The sequence below is a fragment of the Streptomyces sp. NBC_01304 genome, from assembly GCF_035975855.1.
Taxonomy (GTDB): domain Bacteria; phylum Actinomycetota; class Actinomycetes; order Streptomycetales; family Streptomycetaceae; genus Streptomyces.
On record NZ_CP109055.1, the window covers coordinates 6,308,497 to 6,331,118 of the forward strand.

The 22,622-nt window shown below is 70.3% G+C and carries 16 protein-coding genes; 8 read left to right on the forward strand and 8 right to left on the reverse strand.

The window, feature by feature from the left end; genetic code table 11:
- Nucleotides 1-844: 844 nt before the first annotated feature.
- From OG430_RS28185 to OG430_RS28195, 3 genes are all read right to left on the reverse strand, one after another.
- Nucleotides 845-1,024 carry a hypothetical protein gene (locus tag OG430_RS28185; protein ID WP_327355412.1) on the reverse strand — a complete coding sequence of 60 codons (180 nt, stop codon included), beginning with the start codon at nucleotides 1,022-1,024 and terminating at the stop codon, nucleotides 845-847.
- A 178-nt stretch (nucleotides 1,025-1,202) separates the two neighbouring features.
- Complete coding sequence (locus OG430_RS28190) at nucleotides 1,203-1,379, reverse strand: hypothetical protein (RefSeq protein ID WP_327355413.1); 177 nt, start codon at nucleotides 1,377-1,379, stop codon at nucleotides 1,203-1,205.
- 287 nt (nucleotides 1,380-1,666) lie between these two features.
- On the reverse strand, nucleotides 1,667-4,612 hold the full coding sequence (locus OG430_RS28195; protein WP_327355414.1) for an AfsR/SARP family transcriptional regulator: 2,946 nt from the start codon (nucleotides 4,610-4,612) through the stop codon (nucleotides 1,667-1,669).
- 300 nt (nucleotides 4,613-4,912) lie between these two features.
- On the opposite strand from OG430_RS28195, the gene OG430_RS28200 reads away from it, so the two are divergent.
- Nucleotides 4,913-6,154, forward strand: a complete 1,242-nt coding sequence (locus OG430_RS28200) for an amidohydrolase family protein (protein ID WP_327355415.1) — start codon at nucleotides 4,913-4,915, stop codon at nucleotides 6,152-6,154.
- A gap of 116 nt (nucleotides 6,155-6,270) precedes the next feature.
- Here the strand turns inward: OG430_RS28200 and OG430_RS28205 are convergent, their stop codons facing one another.
- Together OG430_RS28205 and OG430_RS28210 are read right to left on the reverse strand one after the other, a co-directional pair.
- Complete coding sequence (locus OG430_RS28205) at nucleotides 6,271-8,433, reverse strand: WD40 repeat domain-containing serine/threonine protein kinase (RefSeq protein ID WP_327355416.1); 2,163 nt, start codon at nucleotides 8,431-8,433, stop codon at nucleotides 6,271-6,273.
- A 90-nt stretch (nucleotides 8,434-8,523) separates the two neighbouring features.
- A complete protein-coding gene (locus tag OG430_RS28210) occupies nucleotides 8,524-10,488 on the reverse strand; it encodes a WD40 repeat domain-containing serine/threonine protein kinase (RefSeq protein WP_327355417.1) in 1,965 nt (654 codons plus the stop codon).
- Between the two features lie 309 nt (nucleotides 10,489-10,797).
- Here OG430_RS28210 and OG430_RS28215 point away from each other — a divergent pair, with 309 nt between their 5' ends.
- The 6 genes from OG430_RS28215 (at nucleotide 10,798) to OG430_RS28240 (ending at nucleotide 18,135) form a co-directional block, all read left to right on the forward strand.
- Entirely contained in the window at nucleotides 10,798-11,745 is a 948-nt protein-coding gene (locus tag OG430_RS28215) for a TIGR03619 family F420-dependent LLM class oxidoreductase (protein ID WP_327355418.1), read from the forward strand.
- Between the two features lie 109 nt (nucleotides 11,746-11,854).
- Nucleotides 11,855-12,640 (forward strand): SDR family NAD(P)-dependent oxidoreductase, encoded by a 786-nt coding sequence (locus tag OG430_RS28220; protein ID WP_327355419.1) that lies wholly within the window; start codon nucleotides 11,855-11,857, stop codon nucleotides 12,638-12,640.
- 132 nt (nucleotides 12,641-12,772) lie between these two features.
- Complete coding sequence (locus tag OG430_RS28225; protein ID WP_327355420.1) at nucleotides 12,773-13,900, forward strand: LLM class flavin-dependent oxidoreductase; 1,128 nt, start codon at nucleotides 12,773-12,775, stop codon at nucleotides 13,898-13,900.
- Between the two features lie 280 nt (nucleotides 13,901-14,180).
- The gene (locus tag OG430_RS28230; protein ID WP_327355421.1) at nucleotides 14,181-15,920 is read left to right on the forward strand and encodes an N-acyl-D-amino-acid deacylase family protein; all 1,740 of its coding nucleotides are present in this window, start codon (nucleotides 14,181-14,183) and stop codon (nucleotides 15,918-15,920) included.
- Nucleotides 15,917-17,386 (forward strand): aldehyde dehydrogenase family protein, encoded by a 1,470-nt coding sequence (locus OG430_RS28235; protein ID WP_327355422.1) that lies wholly within the window; start codon nucleotides 15,917-15,919, stop codon nucleotides 17,384-17,386. Before OG430_RS28230 ends, OG430_RS28235 begins: the two co-directional genes overlap by 4 nt.
- A 416-nt stretch (nucleotides 17,387-17,802) precedes the next feature.
- Complete coding sequence (locus OG430_RS28240) at nucleotides 17,803-18,135, forward strand: putative quinol monooxygenase (protein WP_327355423.1); 333 nt, start codon at nucleotides 17,803-17,805, stop codon at nucleotides 18,133-18,135.
- Nucleotides 18,136-18,141: 6 nt separating this feature from the next.
- Here OG430_RS28240 and OG430_RS28245 read toward each other — a convergent pair whose 3' ends face one another.
- Nucleotides 18,142-18,957: an IclR family transcriptional regulator gene (locus OG430_RS28245; RefSeq protein WP_327355424.1), complete on the reverse strand. Its 816-nt coding sequence runs from the start codon at nucleotides 18,955-18,957 to the stop codon at nucleotides 18,142-18,144.
- Nucleotides 18,958-19,190: 233 nt separating this feature from the next.
- Here OG430_RS28245 and OG430_RS28250 point away from each other — a divergent pair, with 233 nt between their 5' ends.
- On the forward strand, nucleotides 19,191-20,750 hold the full coding sequence (locus tag OG430_RS28250) for an APC family permease (RefSeq protein WP_327355425.1): 1,560 nt from the start codon (nucleotides 19,191-19,193) through the stop codon (nucleotides 20,748-20,750).
- Nucleotides 20,751-20,789: 39 nt separating this feature from the next.
- Here the strand turns inward: OG430_RS28250 and OG430_RS28255 are convergent, their stop codons facing one another.
- Nucleotides 20,790-22,283 (reverse strand): CehA/McbA family metallohydrolase, encoded by a 1,494-nt coding sequence (locus OG430_RS28255; protein ID WP_327359251.1) that lies wholly within the window; start codon nucleotides 22,281-22,283, stop codon nucleotides 20,790-20,792.
- Complete coding sequence (locus OG430_RS28260) at nucleotides 22,277-22,588, reverse strand: hypothetical protein (protein ID WP_327359500.1); 312 nt, start codon at nucleotides 22,586-22,588, stop codon at nucleotides 22,277-22,279. The genes OG430_RS28255 and OG430_RS28260 overlap by 7 nt, the downstream gene beginning before the upstream one ends.
- Between the last annotated feature and the right edge of the window lie 34 nt (nucleotides 22,589-22,622).

Sequence of the window (22,622 nt, forward strand, 5' to 3'; positions counted from 1 at the left end):
TCCCGGTCCCGGGCTCGCGTCTCCCCCTCCCGAGCTCACACTCCCAGCCCCGGGCCCGCGCTTCCCCCGTCGGGCCTGCACTTCCCCGTCCCGGGCCCGCATCCCCCTCTTGAGCTCGCACTCCCAGCCCCGGGCCCGCACTTCCCCGTCCCGAGCCCGCATCCCCCCACCGGGCTCGCGTCTCCCCCTCCCGGGCTCGCACTCCCAGCCCCGGGCCAGCGCTTCCCCCGCCGGGCCCGCACTTCCCCGTCCCGAGCCCGCACCTTCCCCCGCCGGGCCCGCACTTCCCCGTCCCGAGCCCGCACCTTCCCCCGCCGGGCCCGCACTTCCCCGTCCCGAGCCCGCACCTTCCCCCGCCGGGCCCGCACTTCCCCGCCCCGAGCCCGCGCCTCCCCCTCCGTCCCCTCCCCTCGCTGCGGTCTTTGTCTTTGCTCTTCGCCCGCCTCTTCCGTTGCCGGGACTTCTCCCCCTGGGCCCCGTACTGACAGCAATTGGGGAAAGCCAGCCACCGAGCACCCGCACTCCGCGACGAAACAGACGGAGGTCCGCGCAACCACCCACCCCCACCAGCCACGCAATCAGGCAGTTGATCAGTTGCCCCTACCTCGGCGGGGCACGCCGGGAGTGCGGCCGGAGGTCGGGCGCAGGCTTCGGCGCGTACGTCGCGCAGGCGATTGGGCGGGAGCGGGCGCCGCGAGTTCGTGGGCTCGGCTGTTGGAGCGCGGCCCGGGCGCCGAGGCCGACCTGGCGGCAGGCGTCGGGGCGGACAGGGGCTGAGGCCGCACGGTGACGGGCAAGACGGTGGGCCTGGTCCTGACATCGGACCGCCGCGTCGAGGTCGTGATCAGCCGGCGTGCTGGTCGTTCGGGCTGACCGGCAGGTGGTTGTCCAGCGGCGACAGCGGCGAGCTGTTGTCGAGCGGGGGCATCGGCAGGTGGTTGTCGGCGGACGCCGGGGTCGCAGCCCCAGCCGCAGCGGCGGCAACAACGGCACAGGTGACGAGGATCTTCTTGGCGCGGGTCATTCCAACTCCTAGTGCGGGGCAGACGTCCAACGCCGAGCGACGCTAGCGGCAAGTGGGTGCGAATGTTCGAACTCTTTGAGTGATACCCGACATCGGTTGACACGAACTCGACCGGACATGCATCGGCCGCGGCGGCTCCCCCTCCGCGCCGCCGCGGCCGATCCCCGTACAGGAAGGTCTACTTGGCCGGCGGGGCCGGCATGTGGTTGTCCATCGTGGTGATGTCCGCGGCCTTGGGCTCGCTGGGCATGTGGTTGTCCTGCGGCTTGTAAACCGTCTTGTCGGCCGGCTCGCTGGGCATGTGGTTGTCCTGCGTGGTGATGTCTTCGGCCTTGGGCTTCTTCTGCTCGGTCATGGCTTGAGCTCCCCTGTTGTATGACCTGTGTCGGTGACGATGGATCGGAACGCCCGTCCAGCAGCTCCCCCGTGGGCTGCCGGACGGGCGTTCAGGAGCCGTACACCCTAGCGGTTGGGCTCCTCGCCAGACCGTCTGCCCCCCGACGCGACGGTTCGACAAGGAAGAGCTTGCCGGTCGGCGATAAACGAACGATGAACGTCCGCGCAGAGAGACGGAGCCATCCCGTGGGTGGTTCCCGTCGATTGCCTTACAGATGTGCGGAGGTGTCCAAGGCGGGACGGGTTCTAGGCCGCAGCCGCAGGTGACAGCAGGCCGCGTACTTCTTCGGCTTCCTGCACGCCGCACTGCTCGAACAGCCCTAGTGCGTCCTGCCAGCAGGCCTTCGCCCGGTCCACCTGGCCGATCCCCAACAGTGAACGACCCAGCAGAACCAGTACGTTCCCGCGCATCCGGTCCCCGCCGATGCAGCGCAGGGCCAGAGCCTGTTCGGCGTGCTGAGCAGCCTGTGGGTGCCGACGGGCAGCGAGGTGCACCTGGGCGATCCGGAAGTGAGTGGTCCCCTCCCAGAGGCGCTGACGGTGCGTGGCAAATATGGTGAGAGCGTCCGTAAGTTGGGCCAGTGCCTCATTCAGCCGGTTGGCCCGAATCAGGGCCAACCCCAGCGCGTAGCGACCGTTCGCAGAGCGCAGGGCCGAGCCGATCTCGTCGTAGATCGTGATGCCCTGCTGTGCCGTCTCCACTGCGGTCGCGGTGCGGTCAAGGCTCAGGTGGGCTCGCGACAGGTTGCACAGCGCGGTCGCCTCGCTGGATCGGTTGCCCGCAGAGCGTGAGCTCTCCAACGACTTCTTGAAGAACAGCTCCCCGTCCGAGTAGCGACTCTGATGCAGCGAGATGATCCCGCGATCGTTGGCCACCCAACAGATGGCCGCAGTGTCGCCCACCAACTCCGCGAGTCGCATCGCCTGGCTGGCCTCTTCCTCCGCAGCCTCGATCCACCCCGACACCAACAGCACATTCGTCAGAGTGGTCCGAGCCCGCCCCTCAGCCCAAGCATCCCCCGCAGCCCGAGCAGCATCCCGCACCGCGACCGCAGTCGTCTCGTACCGGTGGGAGTTGGCCCCGGACTCCGCCAGGTCCTTCGCCGCCCACAGCAGATCCACCGCCCGCCGCAGCCGATCCGGATCGGCACCCACGTCCGCGGACTGGCGTACGCATGCCAGCAGGCAGTCCGCCTCCCGGTACAGCCAGTCCAGCGCCTCCCCGCCGTTCGCGAAATCGAGGCCCGCGTATGCGGTCAACGCGAGGTGGTCGACCAGCCGGTCGCCGGGGCGTTCCATCGCGTAGACGCGGGCCGCCGAGGCCAAGTAGAAGTCCAGCAAACGCGACAGCGCGGCGTCGCGCTCGGCCGGTGGCTGCTCGTCGCGCTCGGCGCACGCACGCGCGTAGAGCCGTACGAGATCGTGGTAGCGGTAACGTCCCGGCGCGGCCGATTCGACGAGCGAGGTGTCGACCAGCGCCTCCAGGAGGTCCTCGGTCTCCGAGAGCGAGAGGTCGAGGACAGCGGCAGCCGCAGCCAGGGAGATGTCCGGGCCGTCGGCCAGCCCCAGCAGGCGGAAGGCGCGAGCCTGTGCCGGCTCCAACTGCCCGTAGCCCAGCTCGAAGGTGGCCTTGACCGCGAGGTCGCCCGCCTGCAGCTCGTCCAGCCGGCGGCGCTCGTCCGCGAGCTTGGCGGCGAGGACCGAGACCGTCCAGGTGCGGCGGGCCGCGAGACGGGACGCCGCGATGCGGATCGCCAGCGGGAGGAAGCCGCAGGCAGCGACCACGTCCAGCGCCGCCTCGCGCTCCGAGGCCACCCGCTCCTCACCCACGATCCTGGTGAAGAGCTGCAACGCCTCCTCCGGCGACATCACGTCCAGGTCCACGAGATGGGCGCCGACCAGGTCCACCATCCGTACCCGGGAGGTGACCAGGGCCGCGCACCCTTCCGTGCCCGGCAGCAGATGCCTCACCTGCGCCGCATCCCGCGCGTTGTCCAGGAGTACGAGCACCCGGCGGCCGTCAAGGACCGATCGGTACAGCGCCGAGCGCTCGGCAAGGGAGTCCGGGATCGAGGAGTCCGCGGTGCCCAGTGCGCGCAGGAACGCGCCCAGGACCGTTTCCGGCTCCGAGGGGCGAGGGCCCGCGCCCTGCAGGTCCACGTACAACTGCCCGTCCGGGAAGTGCACCCGGGCGGCATGCGCCACGTGCACCGCCAGCGTCGTCTTGCCCACGCCGCCGATCCCGGCCAGCGCCGACACCGCCATGACCTTGCCCTCGGCGACGGCCAGGACCTCGCTCAGCTCGGCCACGAAGGAGGCACGGCCCGTGAAGTCGGGGACTGTGGCGGGGAGTTGGGCAGGGCGTACGGGAGTGGAGGCGGGCTCCGCCACCGCCGCGGACGGCTCCGCGAGGGCCGGGTCCGCCTGGAGGATGCGCTGCTGGAGTTCCGCCAGGCCCGGGCGGGGGTCGACCCCCAGCTCGTCGGCGAGCAGGCGGCGGGTGTCCGCGTACACGGCGAGGGCTTCGGCCTGGCGGCCGCTGCGGTACAGGGCCAGCATCAACAATTCCCTGAGCCGCTCGCGCAGGGGGTGGGCCGCGGTCAGAGCGGTCAGCTCCGAGACCGCCTCCGCGTGGCAGCCCTGCTCCAGGTCCATGTCCAGGCGGGCTTCGGTGAGTTGGAGGCGCCACTCCTCCAGGCGTGTGCGCTGGTTGTCGGCGTACGGGCCGGGGACGTTGGCGAGCGGCTCGCCGTCCCACAGGCCGAGGGCCTTCTTGAGCAGGGAGCGGGCCTGGCACAGGTCGCCCGCGCCGCGCGCCTTCTCGGCGTCGGACCAGAGTTCTTCCGCGACCGCCAGGTCGAGGGCGTCGGGTGGCAGCTTGATCGCGTACCCGCCGGACTCGCTGGCGAGTACGCCCGGGTCCAGGGCCTTGCGGAGCCGGGACGCGTACGTCCGCACCGCGGCCAGCGCCTGTGACGGCGACTCCTCGCCCCAGATCGCGTCGATCAGCTCGGACGCGGTCGCGGTGCGGCCGTCGCGCAGGAGCAGCGCGGCGAGCAGGGCGCGTTGCTGCGGCGAGCCGGTGCTCAGCGGCTCGCCGCCGCGCCAGGCGCGTACCGGTCCGAGCACGCTGAAGCGCAGCGGAGGCCCTTCCGGGCGTCGCTGCTCGGGTACTCGCGGTACACCGTTCATCGCTGTCCCCCTGGCGACGTACGTGATGAAGTACGTGTACGGGTTGAACTGACGGCAATTGCCCGTAAATGCACGTCACGCTCTGCCTTCGTGCCGTGCGCGCACGGAATTGCCCCCGCCAGTTTGCCTTGTCCGTGCCGGATGCGTCAGCTCCGGGAGATACCTCTCACAGGGTCCACCCAAGGGCAAGCCGTCGGTGGTGGCTGAAGGGCGCCCTCGGTCGCCTCGGGCGACCATTCGCCGCAGGAGCTCCCGACCGACTAGCTGACGGATCGTCAGATGCGAGCTACCGTGAGGACCATGGAGACGACGGACAGCTTCCCGAAGATCATCTCGGTGGACGACCACACGGTTGAGCCCCCCAACGTCTGGCGGGACCGGCTCCCGTCGAAGTACCACGACATCGGCCCGCGGATCGTCCGCGCGCCCCTGAAGGAAATGACCTTCATGGGCGGCAAGTTCGCCCCGGTCATGGGGCAGCAGGGCGACGACGGGCCGATAGGCGACTGGTGGGTGTACGAGGACCTGCACCGCCCCCTGACCAGGCTCGACACGGCGGTCGGCTACGACCGTGACGAGATCAAGCTCGAGGTCATCACGTACGAGCAGATGCGCCCGGGGTCGTTCAGCGTGCCCGAGCGGCTCGCCGACATGGACGTCAACCATGTCCAGTCGGCCGTCTGCTTCCCGACCTTCCCGCGCTTTTGCGGGCAGACCTTCACCGAGGCGAAGGATCATGAACTCGGGCTGCTCGGCGTACGCGCGTACAACGACTGGATGGTGGAGGACTGGTGCGGGCCGGATGCCCAGGGGCGGTTGATCCCGCTCACCCTCATTCCGCTCTGGGACGCGCGGCTCGCTGCCGAGGAGGTGCGCAGGAACGCGGCCCGCGGGGTGCGTGCGGTCGCCTTCTCGGAGATACCGCCGCATCTCGGGCTTCCCTCCATCCACACCGATGAGTGGGACCCGTTCCTGGAGGCGTGCAACGAGACCGGCACGGTCATCGCCATGCACATCGGGTCCAGCAGCAAGATGCCGTCCACCTCGGCCGATGCGCCGCCGGCGGTCGGTTCGACCATCACCTTCGCCAACTGCTGCTTCTCGATGGTCGACTGGCTGATGAGCGGCAAGTTCGAGCGCTTCCCGAACCTCAAGATCATGTACGCCGAGGGCCAGATCGGCTGGATCCCGTACATCCTCGAACGCGCCGACGTGGTCTGGGAGGAGAACCGGGCCTGGGGCGGCGTGGCGGACAAGGTGCACCGGCCGCCGTCCGAGCTGTTCGCCGAGCACGTCTACGGCTGCTTCTTCGACGACGCCTTCGGGCTGAAGAACCTCGACGACATCGGGGTGGGGAATGTCCTGTACGAGACCGACTACCCGCACTCCGACTCGACTTGGCCCAAGTCGAAGGAGGTCGGGGAGTCCCAGATGGGGCACCTGGACGCCGACGTGGTCGACCGCATCGTGCGCCGAAACGCGATCGACCTCCTGGGCCTGACGAACGACGGACTCTGGGGCCCGTCGGCGCCGCGCGCCTGAAAGCGCTTTTGCGGAGCCTGAGTTCGATGTCGTCGAACTCGGGCTCCGCAGACTTTTGGGTTCCGCTTCGGTGAGCCCGGGGCAGGGTTCAGAGTTCCGGGATCGGAGTTCGGGGCTCAGGGGACCGGCCAGAGGAGGGCGGTCTCGTCGGAGGAGGAATAGGCGCTGAAGCCTGCGGCCACCGTCTTGCCGTCCGGGCTGAATGCCACCGATTCCACGGCGTCGGGGCAGGTGAAGGTGGCGGTGGTCTTTCCGGTGGCGGTGTCCCACAGCCGGACGGTCTCGTCTCCGCTGCCGCTGGCCAGAAGGCCGGCGCTCGGGTGGAAGGCCAGGGTGCTGACCTCTTGCTTGTGACCCTTGAGCATGGTGACCAGCCGCTGGCTGGACGCGTTCCAGAGCTTGATGGACCCGTCCATCTCCGAGATGGCCAGAAGCTGGCCGTCCGGGCTGAACGTCGCGGTCTCCCGGTTGGTCTGCTCTTCGTCGATGGTCACCACGCGGCGCAGGGACGGAAGCTCCCACAGCGCCAAGGGGCGTGCGGTGACCAGCTGCTTGCCGTCCGGGGTGAAGGCCAACGGCCCGGAGTGCCCGCCCTTGCGCATGTCGAGTCGTCGGCCGGACGGGATGTCCCACAGGTACAGGTCTTCGGGCAGGGCCCCGGCCAGGGTCTTGCCGTCCGGGCTCACGGCGAGGGCCTGCACGAAGTTGTCCTGGAGCTTGCCCTTCGGAGGGCCGTCCAGGGTCTTCGCCACACGGCCGGAGACCACGTCCCACAGCACGACCTTGTGCTCCTCCGCCCTGATCAGAAGCTTGAAGTCCGGGCTGAAGAGGTTGGCTTGGAGGTACTTCTCCCCGCTGATGCGCGTGCTGGTGCCGCGTTTGGAGGGGATGTCCCAGCGCCAGATGGAGTCGTAGCCGGCACCGAGCAGCGTCTTGTTGTCCTTCCCGAAGCTGATGTGGCGCAGGCCCTTGGGCCCTTTGAGCGCGATGCCGTCCGACTGGGAGCTTCCTGAAGAGCCCGTTCCCGCCGAAGAGCCGGAGCCGGAGCCGGAGGAGGGATTGCCGGAGCCCTTGTCCTTCTCTCGCAGGAGAAGCGGAACCCCGACAGCCGTGGCCGCGGTCGCGGCGGCCGCGAGCCCGCCGAACACGAGCGTGCGCCGGGACATCCCACGGCTGGGCGCGCCGAGGGTGCCGGGCGGGGTGCCGGGCGTGGCCGGGGTCGGCCCCGCAGGCGGGTGGGCGGGGGCGTACGCGGGTGGATAGGGGGTGGTCGGCGACGCGGGCCGGGATGCTGCCGGGCCACCCCGGAGCAGCGTCTGCTCCGGGCCGGACGGGGCGGGTGGGGCGGACGGGCCGCCCGGGGACCCTGCCTGGTCGGGCTCGGGCTCCCGCGCTGGGCCGCCCACGGCCAGGGTCGGCGTGTCAGCGGCGGCGAGCGGCTGCGCTTGCTGCGGACCGGCCGGACCGGTGGGCGCGGCCGGCAACCCCGCGAACCTGGCCGGGAGTTCGGCGACGGACGGCCGTGCGGCGGGATCCTTGGTCAGGCATGCGGTCAGCAGGGCGTGCAGATCGCCGTCGAGCCCGTCGAGCGCGGGCGGCTCGTCCAGGATGCGCTGGACGACCTCCACCAGGGACGGCGCGTCGAACGGGCCCCGGCCTGTGGCGGCGAAGGCCAGGACCGAGCCGAGGGAGAACACGTCGCCCGCCGGACCGGCCCGGTCCGCGCGGATCTGCTCCGGCGCCATGTACGCGTAGGTCCCGACGATCGTGCCGGTCGCGGTGAGCGAGCTGGCGTCCACGGCACGGGCGATGCCGAAGTCGATGATGCGGGGGCCGTCCTCGGCGAGGATGACGTTGCCGGGCTTCAGGTCGCGGTGGACCAGGCCGCAGTTGTGGATGGCGGCGAGGCCTTCGGCGAGGCCCGCGCCGAGCCGCAGGACCGCGTCGGGCGCGAGCGGCCCGTCCGTGTGGATCGCCGCATGCAGGGTGGGGCCGGGGATGAACGCCGTTACCAGCCAAGGAGATTCGGCGAGCGGGTCGGCGTCGACGACCTGGGCGGTGTGGAAGCCGCCGACGCGCCGTGCCGCCTCGACCTCGCGGGCGAACCGTGACCGGAACTGCGGGGTGGCCGCGAGCTCCGGCTGGATGACCTTGACCGCGACCTTGCGGCCACCCGGTGACGTACCGAGAAAGACCTGCCCCATGCCACCCGCGCCCAGGCGGCCGTCGAGGCGGTAGGGGCCGACCCACTGCGGGTCGTCGGGCTTCAGCGCGTCCATGCGTACCGTCCGGTGGAGGGTGAATTGAGGGAGAGAGGGATGAGGGCCCAGGGGCGAGGGCCCAGGGGTGAGGGCCCAAGTACCGGGGCGCTAGGGCAGCTTCCACAGCTGGATGTCGTAGTACGGCCCTTCGTTCTTGGTGGTCCGGACGAGTACGGCGGCCAGGGTCTTGCCGTCCGGGCTGAACGTCAGCGCCCTGGTCCCGATGAGGGGGTGGGACTTCGACGTGGTGCCGGTCAGGGTCGTGACGACCCGCTCGGCGGAGACGTCCCAGAGGCAGACGTCCTTGCCGGTGGGGTCCGTGGGTTCGCGGGAAACGGCGCCGCTGCCCGCGACCACCATCGTCCCCGGCTTCCCGGGGCGGTACGCGGCGCCGGCGCCGTCGCCGTCGCGGTTGGTGAACGTTGCGGTGACGCGACCGGTGTCCAGGTCCCACACCTTCACGTCGTCGCCCGTCGCGGCGAGGCTCTTGCCGTCCGGGCTGAACATCACCGAGGTGTATCTCTTCTCCCGGTCGTCGACGAACGTCCTGATGAGGCGGCCGGTCTCGACGGACCAGAGCTCCACCGGGTCCCTGTTGTCCCGCTCGCCCACAGTGGCCAAGGTCTTGCCGTCCGGGCTGAATGCGATGTCGTTGGGAAGTCCGGTGTGCTTCTTGAACGGGGCGGTGGAGCGGCCGGTCGAGACGTCCACGAGCTTGAGTCCGCCGCTGTTGACGCCCGCGGCGAGCGTCTTGCCGTCCGGGCTGAAGGACAGGTTGTTCACGCTCTCGAACTCGCCGGAGTACTTGGCGAGGACACCCTTCGGCGCGCGGGTGTCCACGTCCCAGTGCCGCAGGGTCTGGTCGATGCCGCCGCTGTACAGCGTCCGCCCGTCCGGGCTGTAGACCAGGCTCAGGATGCTCCCGGTGTGTCCCTTGAGCGTGGCGGTCAGGCGCTTGGACGCGAGGTGCCACAGCCGCACCTCGCCCTCCAGGCCGCCGCCCGCGAGGGTCCTGCCGTCCGGGCTGAAGGCCAGGCAGTCGATGTTGTCGGTGTTGCCGCTCAGCCGGGCGACCGGTTTGGCGGGGTCCCGGGCGGGGGTCGGGGACTTGCCGGGACCCGCCTTCGGCTTGCCCTTCGGATCGGAGTCCGGCCAGAGCAGGAACGCCGGTACGGCGACCGCGGCCGTGGCGGCGGCCGCGATGCCGCCCACGAGGACGGAGCGCCGCCCAAGGGGTCCGGCAGCGACCGGAGTTGTGGCCGGTCCGGTGACCGACAGGCGGTGCAGGATCTCGGCGGCGGAGGGGCGCTGGGCGGGGTCCTTGGCCAGGCAGACGCCGATCAGGTCGTGCAGCGGGCCACCCTCGGCAAGGCCCTCCAGGCGGGGCGGCTCGCTGACGACGCGGTGGATGATCGCGGGGACGGTCGACGCGTCGAACGGGCCCTGGCCGGTCGCGGCGAAGGCCAGGACCGAGCCGAGCGAGAAGACGTCACTGGCGGGGGACACCGGGGCGGAGCGCACCTGCTCCGGGGACATGTACGCGTACGTCCCGATGATCGCGCCCGTACGCGTCATCGGTCCGGCCTCGGGGGCGTGCGCGATGCCGAAGTCGATGATGCGGGGCCCGTCGGCGGCGAGGATGACGTTGCCGGGCTTCAAGTCCCGGTGCACGAGGCCGCAGTTGTGGATGGCGGCAAGGCCTTCGGCGAGCCCGGCGCCGAGCCGCAGGACGGCGTCCTCGGGCCTGCGGCCGTGTTCCGTGACGACCTGCTGGAGCGTGGGGCCCGGTATGAACTCCGTTGCCAGCCAAGGGGATTCGGCGTGCGGGTCGGCGTCGACGACCTGGGCGGTGTGGAAGCCGCCGACGCGTCGTGCCGCGTCGACCTCGCGGGCGAAGCGCTCCCGGAACTGCGGGGTGTCCGCGAACTCCGGCCGGATGACCTTCACGGCGACCTTGCGGCCGGCCGGTGACGTACCGAGGTAGACCTGCCCCATGCCGCCCGCGCCCAGTCGGCCTTCCAGTGGGTACGGGCCGATGCGCTGAGGGTCACCGGGGCGCAGAGGGTCCGTCATGGGCTACTCGAATCTGCCGGATATCAGTTTGGATACGGGGGCTATCCCAATCGGCATTGAACCATGGCCGGGCGTCCGGGGTGTCGGGTTCCTGATCAAGGACGCGTGTGCCGCAGGGTGGCGCCTTTGGACCCCTTGAACGTTGCCCCACCCCTTGCCTGACAGTCCGTCAGGTACCACGATGTGCCCGTACCCAGAGTTGACGATCCGTCAGATGAGTCGTCGGAAACGTCGCCGGATACGTCGTCGGATACGTCGTACGTCGTCAGGTACGTCGTCGGATACTCCGTCAGGTAAGGGGAGCCGGGCATGGTGCAAGTCCTGGGACAGGGGCGGTTGGTCTACGGCATGCAGCTGCCGGTCCAGTCGCAGAGCAGTCTCTTCGCCGAGTCGTGGGAGGCGGACGCCGGAGCGCGGGAGCTGGCCGAGATCGCGCGTACGGCGGACCGCTCCGGCTTCGCGTACATCGCCTCCTGCGACCACGTCGCCATCCCGCGACGGCTCGCCAGGGCGATGGGCACCACCTGGTACGACCCCGTAGCCACGCTCTCCTTCCTCGCGGGCGTGACCGAGCGGGTGCGGCTGCTGAGCCATGTCGCCATCGTGGGCCTGCGGCATCCGCTCGTCACCGCCAAGCAGTACGCGACCCTCGACCACCTCTCGGGCGGCCGGCTCATCCTCGGGGTCGGGGCCGGGCACGTGGAGGAGGAGTTCGACGCCCTCGGTGCGGACTTCGCCGGGCGTGGCGGCGTACTCAATGAGTCCATCGACGCCCTGAAGGCAGCGCTCGGGCAGGACGAATACCCCGAACACCACGGTGAGCGCTACCAGTTCAGCGGGCTCGGGCAGCGGCCGCGCCCCGCCCAGGAGCGCGTGCCGATCTGGGTCGGCGGGTCCTCGCCGGCCGCCGTGCGCCGGGCCGCGACGCGGGCCGACGGGTGGCTGCCGCAGGGGGATCCGCGTACCAAGCTCCCCGCGAAGATCGCCAAGCTCAAGGAGCTGCGGGCCGAGGCCGGTATCGAGGCGCCGATCACCATCGGCACCATCGTCGAGCCCCTCTACCTCGGTGAGCCCGACTGGGAGGTCGGCCGCTGGACCCTGTCCGGCAAGCCGGAGGCGATCGCCGCCTCGCTGCGCGAGTTCAAGGCGATGGGCGTCCATCAGATCCAGATCCGCTTCCGTTCGCGGAGTGTCGACGAACTCACCGACCAGATGGCCGCGTTCGGCGCGGAGGTCGCGCCGCATCTCAACGACTGAGCCGCGCCGCACCTCAACGACTGAGTCGCGCCGCACCTCAACGACTGAGTCGCGCCGCATCTCAACGACTAGTTCGACCTACAGGGCTCAATCAACGTACGGAGGACCCATGGGCAAGCTGGACGACCGCGTCGTCATCATCACCGGTGCCGCGCGCGGGCAGGGCGAGCAGGAGGCGCGGCTCTTCGCGTCCGAGGGCGCCAAGGTGGTGCTCGCCGACGTGCTCGACGAGCAGGGCGAGGCCGTCGCCAAGGACATAGGGGAGGACCGGGCCCGCTACGTACACCTGGACGTGAGCCAGGAGGACCAGTGGGCGGCGGTCGTGGCCGCGGCGAAGGAGGCCTTCGGGAAGGTCGACGGCCTGGTCAACAACGCGGGCATCCTGCGCTTCAACGCCCTGCTCGACACCCCGCTCGACGAGTTCATGCAGGTCGTGCAGGTCAACCAGGTCGGCTGCTTCCTCGGCATCCGCGCCGTCGCGCCCGCGATCGGCGAGGCGGGCGGCGGCACCATCGTGAACACGGCGTCGTACACCGCGATGACGGGCATGGCCGGCGTGGGGACGTACGCCGCGACCAAGCACGCGATCCTCGGGCTCACGCGGGTGGCGGCCATGGAGCTCGCGGCGAACAAGATCCGGGTCAATGCCGTGTGCCCCGGTGCGATCGACACTCCGATGTCCAACCCCTCGCAGCTCGACCCCGACGCGGACCCCGCGGAGATGTCGGCCGCGCTTGACGAGCTCTACCGGAAGCTGGTGCCGCTGGGGCGGGTCGGGAAGCCCAAGGAGGTCGCCGATCTGGCGCTGTTCCTGTCGAGCGAGGACTCCTCGTACATCACCGGGCAGCCGTTCGTCATCGACGGCGGGTGGCTGGCGGGGGTCAGCGTCATCTGAGGCGGCATCCGCACCGGGCTCCGGCAGGTATCTGACGGGTCGTCAGTATTGACGGCTCCAGCCGACGGTGGAACAGTCGACCACATCAGGATCTGACGGTACGTCAGAAACTCAAGAGGATGGTGAACCTCCGTGGAATTCGGCGTCTTTGTACAGGGATACGTGCCCGATACGCGCCGGGCTGTGGACCCCGAGGCGGAGCACCACGCTCTGATCGAGGAGACCGAGTACATCATCCAGGCGGACAAATCCGGCTTCAAGTACGCCTGGGCCTCCGAGCACCACTTCCTCGAGCAGTACTCGCACCTCTCGGCGAACGAGGTGTTCCTCGGCTACCTCGCCCACGCCACCGAGCGCATCCACCTCGGCTCCGGCATCTTCAACCCCCTCGCCCAGGTCAACCACCCGGTGAAGGTCGCCGAGAAGGTGGCCATGCTCGACCATCTCTCCAAGGGGCGCTTCGAGTTCGGCACCGGACGCGGTGCCGGCTCGCACGAGATCCTCGGCTTCCTGCCCGGCATCACGGACATGAACGCCACCAAGGAGATCTGGGAAGAGACCATCGCCGAGTTCCCCAAGATGTTCCTCCAGGAGGAGTACGAGGGGTTCCAGGGCAAGCACTGGTCGCTGCCCCCGCGGAAGATCTTCCCCAAGCCGTACGGGAAGTCGCACCCGGCCATGTGGTACGCCGCCGGCTCGCCGTCCTCGTACGCGATGGCCGCGAAGAAGGGGCTCGGGGTCCTCGGCTTCAGCGTCCAGAAGGTCTCGGACATGGAGTGGGTGCTAGAGCAGTACAAGACGGCGATCCAGGACCCGGACCCGGTCGGCGACTTCGTCAACGACAACGTGATGGTGACGTCGACGGCGATCTGCGCCGAGACCCACGAGAAGGCCGTGCAGCTCGCGATCAACGCGGGGCTGAACCGGCTGCAGTCGCTCGTCTTCTACTACCACGACACCTTCCCCAAGCCCGAAGGGCTGCCGGTCTGGCCGGAGATGCTGCCCGAGTTCAACGAGGAGATCGTCGAGCTGCTCATCGAGGAGGAGCTGCTGATCTGCGGCGATCCTGATGAGGTGCTGAAGCAGTGCAAGCGGTGGGAGCAGGCGGGGGCGGATCAGCTTTCGTTCGGCATACCGATCGGGGTGCCGTCCGAGGACGTCCTCAACACGATCAAGCTCGTGGGCGAGCACGTCATACCGAAGATCGACACGGATCCGGTGCACCGGACGACGCGATTCCGGCAGAGCGCGGGTTCGTAAGCCGCCTTCGGCGGACTTTCCCCCACCCCGCCCCTTCCCGTAAGGCTGCCGCCGGCATGAATCAGCCCGTCCGGCGTTTGAGGACACCGCCCGCAGGGCGGAAGGCGGCGCAGCCTTACGGGAAGGGGCGGGGTGGGGAAATCAAAACGCGGGATCGGCGCTCATCCCGGACTGCCGACCCCGTCCATGTCCCGGCCGGAGGCCCTCGCGGCGGCCCCCGGCCGGGACACAACCACGTACGCACGCGCAGCAGACCGCACCAGAAGGGGACGACTTCGTCATGCTCGACCACCTCATCAAGGGCGCCACCGTCGTGGACGGCACCGGAGCCCCCGCCCGCGTCGCAGACGTCGGCATCCGTGACGGCCGCATAGCCGTCATGGCCGAACCCGGCACGGTCCAGGAAGCGGCAGCGTCCTCCGAGGACGCCACCGGCAAGATCCTCGCCCCCGGCTTCGTGGACCCGCACACGCACTACGACGCCCAGCTCTTCTGGGACCCCTACGCCACCCCGTCCCTCAACCACGGCGTGACCACCGTCGCCGGCGGCAACTGCGGGTTCACCCTCGCGCCCCTGAACCCCGCCCGGCCCGACGACGCCGACTACACGCGCCGCATGATGTCCAAGGTCGAGGGCATGTCCCTGGTCGCCCTGGAAGAGGGCGCGCCTTGGAACTGGTCGACCTTCGGCGAGTACCTGAACCAGCTCGACGGACGGATTGCCGTCAACGCCGGGTTCATGGTGGGGCATTGCGCCCTGCGCCGGCACGTCATGGGTGAGGACGCGGTCGGCGGTCAGCCGACGCCCGAGCAGCTGCAGCAGATGCTCGACCTCTTCCACCAGGCCATGGACGAGGGCGCCTGGGGGCTCTCCACCACCCAGTCCTCCACGCATTCGGACGGGAACGGCCAGCCCGTCGCCTCCCGGCACGCGGGGCCCGAGGAGCTGCTCGCCCTGTCGAAGGCCGTCTCCGAGCACGAGGGGACCCAGCTCGAAGCGATCGTCGCGGGCTGCCTGGACCAGTTCTCCGACGACGAGATCGACCTGTTCGTCGACATGACGGCCGCCGCCGGGCGTCCCCTCAACTGGAACGTGCTGACCATCGACTCGGCCGTGCCCGAGCGCGTACCGCGCCAGCTGATCCCAAGTGAGCGCGCCCGCAAGGCGGGTGGCCGCATCGTCGCCCTCACGATGCCGATCCTGACCCCGATGAACATGTCGCTCGGCACCTTCTGCGCCCTGAACCTCATCCCCGGCTGGGGCGACATCCTCGGCCTCCCCGTGCCCGAGCGGATCGCCAAGCTCCGTGACCCGGACGTACGCACCGAGATGCTCAAGCGCGCCGACTCCAAGGAGGCGGGCGTCTTCCGGCGGCTCGGCGACTTCGGGCGGTACGTCATCGGTGACACGTACAGCAAGGAGAACGAGGGCCTGACCGGGCGCATCGTCAACGACATCGCCGCCGAGCGCGGCCAGGACGCCTTCCAGTGCCTGGTCGAGATCTGCGCCAACGACGAGCTCCGTACGGTCCTTTGGCCCATGCCCACCGACAACGACCCGGCCTCCTGGGAGCTGCGCAAGCAGGCCTGGCAGCACGAGGACATCATGCTCGGCGGGTCGGATGCCGGGGCCCACCTGGACCGCATGTGCGGCGCCCCGTACACCACGCGCTTCATCGGGGACTGCCTGCGCGGCCGCAAGCTGGCCACGCTGGAACAGGCGATCAAGATGCTCACGGACGACCCGGCCCAGCTGTTCGGGCTCATCGACCGGGGCCGGATCGAGGAGGGCTTCCACGCGGACCTCGTCCTCTTCGACCCGGAGACGATCGAGGCGGGCAAGGCCACGCTCGTGCACGACCTGCCGGGGGACAGCCCGCGCCTCGACTCGAAGGCCATCGGCATCAATGCCGTATGGGTCAACGGAGTCGAGGCCATTCGCGACGACGTCGTGAGCGGCGCCGTTCCCGGCAAGGTGCTTCGCTCGGGACAGGACACCAGGACGGTGAGCACCAAGTGAGCGCAGAACTTTCTTCTGGGCAGCGGCTGTTCATCGGTGGCGAGTGGGTCGAGCCCGACGGCGGCCACTACGAAGTGATCAACCCCGCGACCGAGGAGGTCGTGGGTCTTGCTCCCGAGGCCTCGCGGGCGCAGGTCGAGAAGGCCGCTGCGGTGGCCGCCTCGGCCTTCGAGACGTGGTCGCGTACGCCGGTGGAGGAGCGTGCGGCGATCCTCGACAAGGCCGCCGGGATCATCCAGGCAAACGCCGCCGAGTACGCGACGCTCGCCCAGGCCGAGACCGGCGCGACCACCGGAACGGCCCGCGGCATGCAGGTCGCGGTCGGGACCGCCCGGTTCAAGCGGTACGCGAGGGGGGCCTTGGAGCCCGTCGAGCACGCGCTGCCGCCGCAGATCAACGAGGCCGGGCCGATGGGCAAGGCGGGCGCCTTCGGGGCTCTGGAGGTACGCCAGCCGGTCGGCGTCGTCACCTGCATCACCTCCTACAACAACCCCTGGGCCAACCCGGCCGGCAAGGTCGCGCCCGCGCTCGCGATGGGCAACACCGTCGTCGTGAAGCCCGCGCCGCAGGACCCGCTGTCGGTGTTCCGGATGGCGGAGGCGCTGGAGGCGGCGGGCGTACCCGCGGGCGTCGTGAACGTGGTCTCCGGCCGGTCGGTCGAGGTAGGACAGGCCGCCGTCGACTCCCCGGACGTCGACATGGTGAGCTTCACGGGGTCCACGGGGGTCGGGCAGGCCATCGGCGAGGTCTGTGGACGCTCGATGAAGCGCCAGCTCATGGAGCTCGGCGGGAAGGGTGCGGCCCTCGTCTTCGACGACGCGGACCTCGACGCCGCGATGATGGGCATCGGGACGACGTACGCCTTCTACAGCGGCCAGATCTGCACCGCGCCGACCCGGGTACTGGCCCAACGCGGCATCTACGAGCAGCTGTTGGAGAAGCTGACGCAGTACATCGGCTTCATGAAGGTCGGCGACCCGACGGTGCAGGGCACGGTCATGGGGCCGGTCATCTCGGCCGCCCACCGCGACCGCGTCGAGTCGTACATCGAGCTGGGCAAGAAGGAAGGCGCCCGCCTGGTCGCGGGCGGCGAACGGCCGGCCATGGACCGGGGCTTCTACGTCGCCCCGACCCTCTTCGCCGACTGCACCAACGACATGCGGATCGTCCGCGAGGAGATCTTCGGACCCGTGGTCGTGGTCGTCCCCTTCGACGACGAGGAAGAGGCGATCCGCCTCGCCAACGACAGCGACTACGGCCTGCTGTCGTACGTCTGGTCGGGGGACGTCGCCCGCGCCTTCCGGGTGGGCCGCCGACTGCGCTCGGGAGGCGTCGGGATCAACACCATCGGCCGCAACATGGAGGCCCCCTTCGGCGGCTTCAAGCAGAGCGGAGTGGGCCGCGACTGCGGCTCGTACGCGCTCGCGGCGTACAGCGAGGTCCAGTCGGTGGTCTGGACGACCTGACGTCGAGCCGGGGCCGACACCTGCCGCAGGGTCGGCCCCGAGGCGGCGCCCTGTCGGGGTGGGGGTAGGAGCGGGGGGATTGCGTGGCTGGTGCGGGTGGGTGGTGCAGGTGGCCTCCGCCCCTCTCGCCGCCGTCTGCGGCGGCTCGTGGGCTGACTTTCCCCGATGACGGTCAGTACGGGGCAGACAGGGGCTCTGCGGAGGCTACGTGGGGGAAATGGGGCGGGCGAACCGGACATATGGGGCCGCCAGTGGCCCCCTTTCCCCCACTTACTCCTGGCCTCCATCTTCGCGCCCCGCTCGCCGCCTTTCCGGCACAGGCGGAATCGGCCGCGCCCGCGCTGGCCGGACCGGCCCCCGGCGCGCACGGTGGAAGCCAAGCCAAGCCGAGAGCCACGAGAAGCCGGAGCGTCGCCATGATCTTCATCGCCGTCAAGTTCACCGTGCACCCCGAGTACAGCGACACCTGGTTCGACCTCGTCGACGACTTCACCCGCGCCACCCGCGCGGAGCCGGGCAACCTCTTCTACGAGTGGTCCCGCAGCGCCGAGAACCCGCACCAGTTCGTCCTCATCGAGGCCTTCGCCGACGCCGACGCGGGCGCCGCCCACGTGGGGTCCGGCCACTTCAAGGCGGGCATGGAGGCGATGGCCGACGCGATCGCCGCCACCCCGGAGATCATCAACGTCGAGGTGCCGGGCGAGGGTTGGGGGCGGATGGCGGAGCTGTCGCCGCGACGGCCCGCCTGAGCCCTGTCAGAGTCGCCCGTCCGCCGCCCGCGCAAGGGCCGCCCGCAGCTCGCCGTGCCGGCGCCGGAACTCGGCCGTGGGCACCGACACCGATACGGCCCGCACCGATACGGCCTGCGCTGAAACGGCCCGCGCTGAAACGGCCTGCGCCGACACGGCCCGCGCCGCACCGCCCGCACCGTCCTCGCCGCCGCCCGCGAGGGTCGCGGCGAGGCAGGTGTACGCCGGGTCCGCCTCGCCCACCGACACGGCGACCCCGTCCGCCCGCACCCGGTCGAGCTCGGCCTCGAACCGCTCGGCGTCGGTGATGGTCCGCTCGGTCAGCCGGGCCATGCCGTGGGCGTCCAGGTAGCGGCGGCGTGCGGCCCGGGGGAGCGCGGCGAGCAGCGCCTTGCCGTGCGCCGTCGCGTGTGCGCGCAGTTCGAGGCCGGGCGTCCAGGGCTCGGCGGTGTGCGGCGGGGCGGTGCTGTCGACCACCGTGATGACGCCGTCCCGGTACGTCGTGAAGTAGGCCTCCGCGCCCGTCGCCCGGCGCACCCGCAGGAGCAGTTCGCCGATCCCCGGCCCGATCCGCAGCTGCCGCCGGAAGGCCTGATGGAGGGCGGGCACGCGCGGGCCCAGGGTGTAGCCGTCGGCGGTCCGGGCGAGGTGGCCGCGGGCGGTGAGCGGGCCGAGGAGGTGGTAGACGGTGGACAGCGCACACCCCAGATGCCGGGCCAGCGCCTTGGCGGTCAAGGGATGCGCGGCCCCGGCCACGGCGTCCAGGATCTCCAGGGCGCGGTCGACGGACTGCGGCCCCGAGGGGGCGGGGGCGGCGGTCATGCCGGGCGTCCTTTCCGAGGGCGTACGGGAAAATTTAGAAACGGTACAAAAGGGACACCGTTGCGATTCCCGCATGGCGGAAATGGCGCTCCAATCCTACTGATGAGGTGGAGGTCTCGGTTGTTCACCTAGGAATCCATGGCAGGATTCGTCGCTAACCCCAACCATCCAAGCCCGAGACGCCGGAGTCTCATCCTCCGGATGTGGAAACCGCACCGCTTAACGTCCTGTTCATGACGCAGCTGGATGCCCGGCCCCAGGCCGGAGACACGGTACGGGGCGTGCACCCCGGCGAGGGTGGCGTGCGGGGCAAGGGCCTCGGCGGCAACTCGGTCGGCCTCGTGGGCAGTGCCGTCATCGGCATCTCGACGGTCGCCCCCGTCTACTGCCTGACCTCGACCCTCGGCTCCACCGCCGGCGAGGTCGGCGTGCAGATGCCCGCGGTGTTCCTGGCCGGCTTCCTGCCGATGCTCCTCGTGGCGTTCGCGTACCGCGAGCTCAACAAGGTCATGCCGGACTGCGGCACCTCCTTCACCTGGACGGTGAAGGCCTTCGGGCCGCGGGTGGGGTGGATGTGCGGGTGGGGGCTCGTGATCGCCACGATCATCGTGCTCTCCAACCTCGCGGGCGTCGCGACCTCCTACTTCTGGCTGCTCGCCGGGGAGATCACCGGCAGCGAACGGATGGCCGCCCTCGACGGCAACAAGGCCGTCCACATCCTGACCTGCCTGCTTCTGATCGCGGCCGCCACGGCCATCAGCTATCGCGGGATGACCGCGACCAAGGGCGTTCAGTACGCGCTCGTCGGACTGCAGCTCCTGGTGCTCGTCCTGTTCGTCGTGATGGCCTTCCAGAAGGCCGACACCTTCGCGACGAGCATCGACTTCTCGTGGTCCTGGCTGAACCCGTTCGCGGTGCAGTCGTTCGCCGCCTTCACCGCCGGCCTGTCGTTGTCGATCTTCATGTACTGGGGGTGGGACGCCTGTCTCACCGCCAACGAGGAGACCACCGGCAGCGAGAAGACCCCCGGCCGCGCCGCCCTCATCGCCATGGTCGTCCTGGTCGGCTCCTACCTCGCCACGGGTGTGGCGGCACAGATGGCCGTGGGTGCGGGCGGCAAGGGCCTCGGCCTCGCCAACGGCGACACCTCCGACAACGTCTTCGCCGCCCTCGCCGGACCCGTCATGGGCCCGACCCTCGGCATCGTCCTGTTCGTCGCCGTCCTCGCCTCGGCCGCCGCCAGCCTGCAGACGACCTTCATCCCGGTGGCCCGCACGGTCCTCGCGATGTCCGCGTACGAGGCCCTGCCACCGTCGTACGCGAAGGTCCACCCGCGGTTCAAGACGCCCGGCCGCGCCACGGTCATGGCGGGCGTCGCGACCGGCGTCTTCTACACGGTCATGACCCTGGTCAGCGAGCACGTCCTGGTCGACACGATCTACGCGCTCGGCCTCATGATCTGCTTCTACTACTCCCTGACGGCCTTCGCCTGCGCCTGGTACTTCCGCCGCGAACTCACCGCATCCGTACGGGACTTCGTCTTCAAGGGCCTGTTCCCGCTGCTCGGCGGCGTCCTGCTCGCGGCCGTCTTCTTCAAGACGCTGTACGACATGTGGGATCCGGCGTACGGCAGCGGCTCGGCGGTCCTCGGTGTGGGCTCGGTCTTCGTGATCGGGGTGGGGCTGCTCGCGCTCGGCCTGGTCATCATGTTCGTCACCGAGCGGCGCAGTCCGGCCTTCTTCCGGGGCGAGGTGCTCACCAAGGAGACGCCCGCGCTGGTCGTCGCCGACTGACAGCCGACAGCTGACGGCCGACAGCTGACGGCGCGGCCTTCAGCGGCCGAGGAAGACCGGATTCGTGAACGCCGCCAGTGGTCCCGGCAGCAGCGGGATCACCGCTGCGCGGCGGACCTCCGCCCGTACGTAGGAGGCGTACGCCGCCGTCGTCCGCCACTCCGCACCGCCCGCCCCCGACTCCGGCAGCGGGGGCCCGGTGAACAGCGTGCCCTGGTCCGTGACGAAGCGGATCGAGCAGCCGGGGGCGCCCTTCACGTCCAGGCGGACCGTGACCTCGTCCTCGGGGGAGACCGGGAGGCGTTCACCGATGCCCGCGTGCAGGCCCTTGCCGCCCGTTGCCGAGAAGGACAGCTCGACCGCCGACGACTCGGCGACGTACGAGCGGCCGGCGCGGATGCCGGCCAGGATCGCCTCGCGGGTCAGGTCGTCGGCGAGGACGACCGTCTGGGGGCCGCCGATCCGGTCGGGGTCGCGGTGGGCGTCGCTGTTGCCCATGGCCGGGATCCAGCGGTCACGGGGCGAGGCCTGGAGGGTGCCGTCCCAGTCGGCGAGGGAGACCTCGTCGTCGGGGGTGTAGGGGCCGTTCCACACCTCGACCGCGTCGGCCTCGCCGAAGCCGAACTTCCAGTTGCAGCCGATGCAGGTGGCGTGCGGATGGGCCGGGACGACCAGGCCGCCGGCGCGCCGGATGGCCTTCGCGTAGTGGCCGAAGCGGTTGTCGCGGGCCCGGTAGCGGAAGTCGACGAAGGTGCCGGGGTCGGTGCCGAGGGCGACGACGTGGCCGTTGCGGGTCGTGACCTCCTCGCCGAGGAGGACGAGCAGGTCGTCACCGGCCACATCGGCCCAATGGGCGTGTGCGGCATGGGTGTTGTGCTCGGAGGTGTTGATGAAGTCCAGGCCCGCGGCCCGGGCGAGCGCGCCGATCTCGGCAGGGGTGCGGCGGCCGTCCGAGAACCAGGAGTGCAGGTGGCAGTCGCCGCGGTACCAGGCCCTGCCCCGGCCCTTGGCGCGCTCGGGCGGGTACTTCGGCCGCACCGCGGGCGCGGGCTTCCCGTACGTGAGCGTGATGGTGACCTCGTACGGCAGTCCCTCGGGCGCCACCGTGTAGGGGCCGAGCGCGAGGTGCCAGGTGCCGGGGCGGATCCGGCCGGGGAGGTAGCCGGGTGTCGCGTCGTCGGAGCGGAGGAAGAACTCCGAACGTGCGCCGCCGGACCAGCCGCGGAAGCCCTTGCCGCCGGGCGCCGTGCCGCGCTCGTCGAAGATGCCGATGTCGAGCGCGTTGCCCGCCGTGCCGGGTGGCACCGGTGGCTTCTCGTACGTGTACGAGACGTGGATCTCGCGTACCCCGGACGGCACTTCGACCGGCAGGTACACGAAGTCCGGCGACCCGGTGGGCAGCGTGCCGCGCACCACCTCGGTGTGCGATCCGCTACCGGGCCCGTGCTCGTCGGCGCTCGCGAAGGTCACGGCGTCGAGCGTAAGCGCGGCCGCCGCTCCCGTCACGAGCAGCTCGCGTCTGCCGACTACGATCGCCGCCGCCGGATGAAGTAGAGGGCGACGAGTCCCACCAGGACGATGATCAGGATCAGCCCGATCACGCCGAAGGAGCCGCCCTTCTTCTTTTTCTTCTTCTTCGGCTTCTTGATCTTCTCGACGGCGGAGTCCACGGCGGAGTGGGTGGTCCTCTCCGGCGTCTTCCCGGCCGTCGAGCCGGGGTGGTGGGACGCGGAGTACGCCACCGGGGACGCGGAGGTGGCCGCGGCCGCCGTGGCGGGCACGGCGCCTCCGAACAGGGCCCCGAGGAGCAGCGGTACGGTCACGAAGCGAAGTCGCATGGCGGGCATCATCGCGCATGACGTTATGGACTAA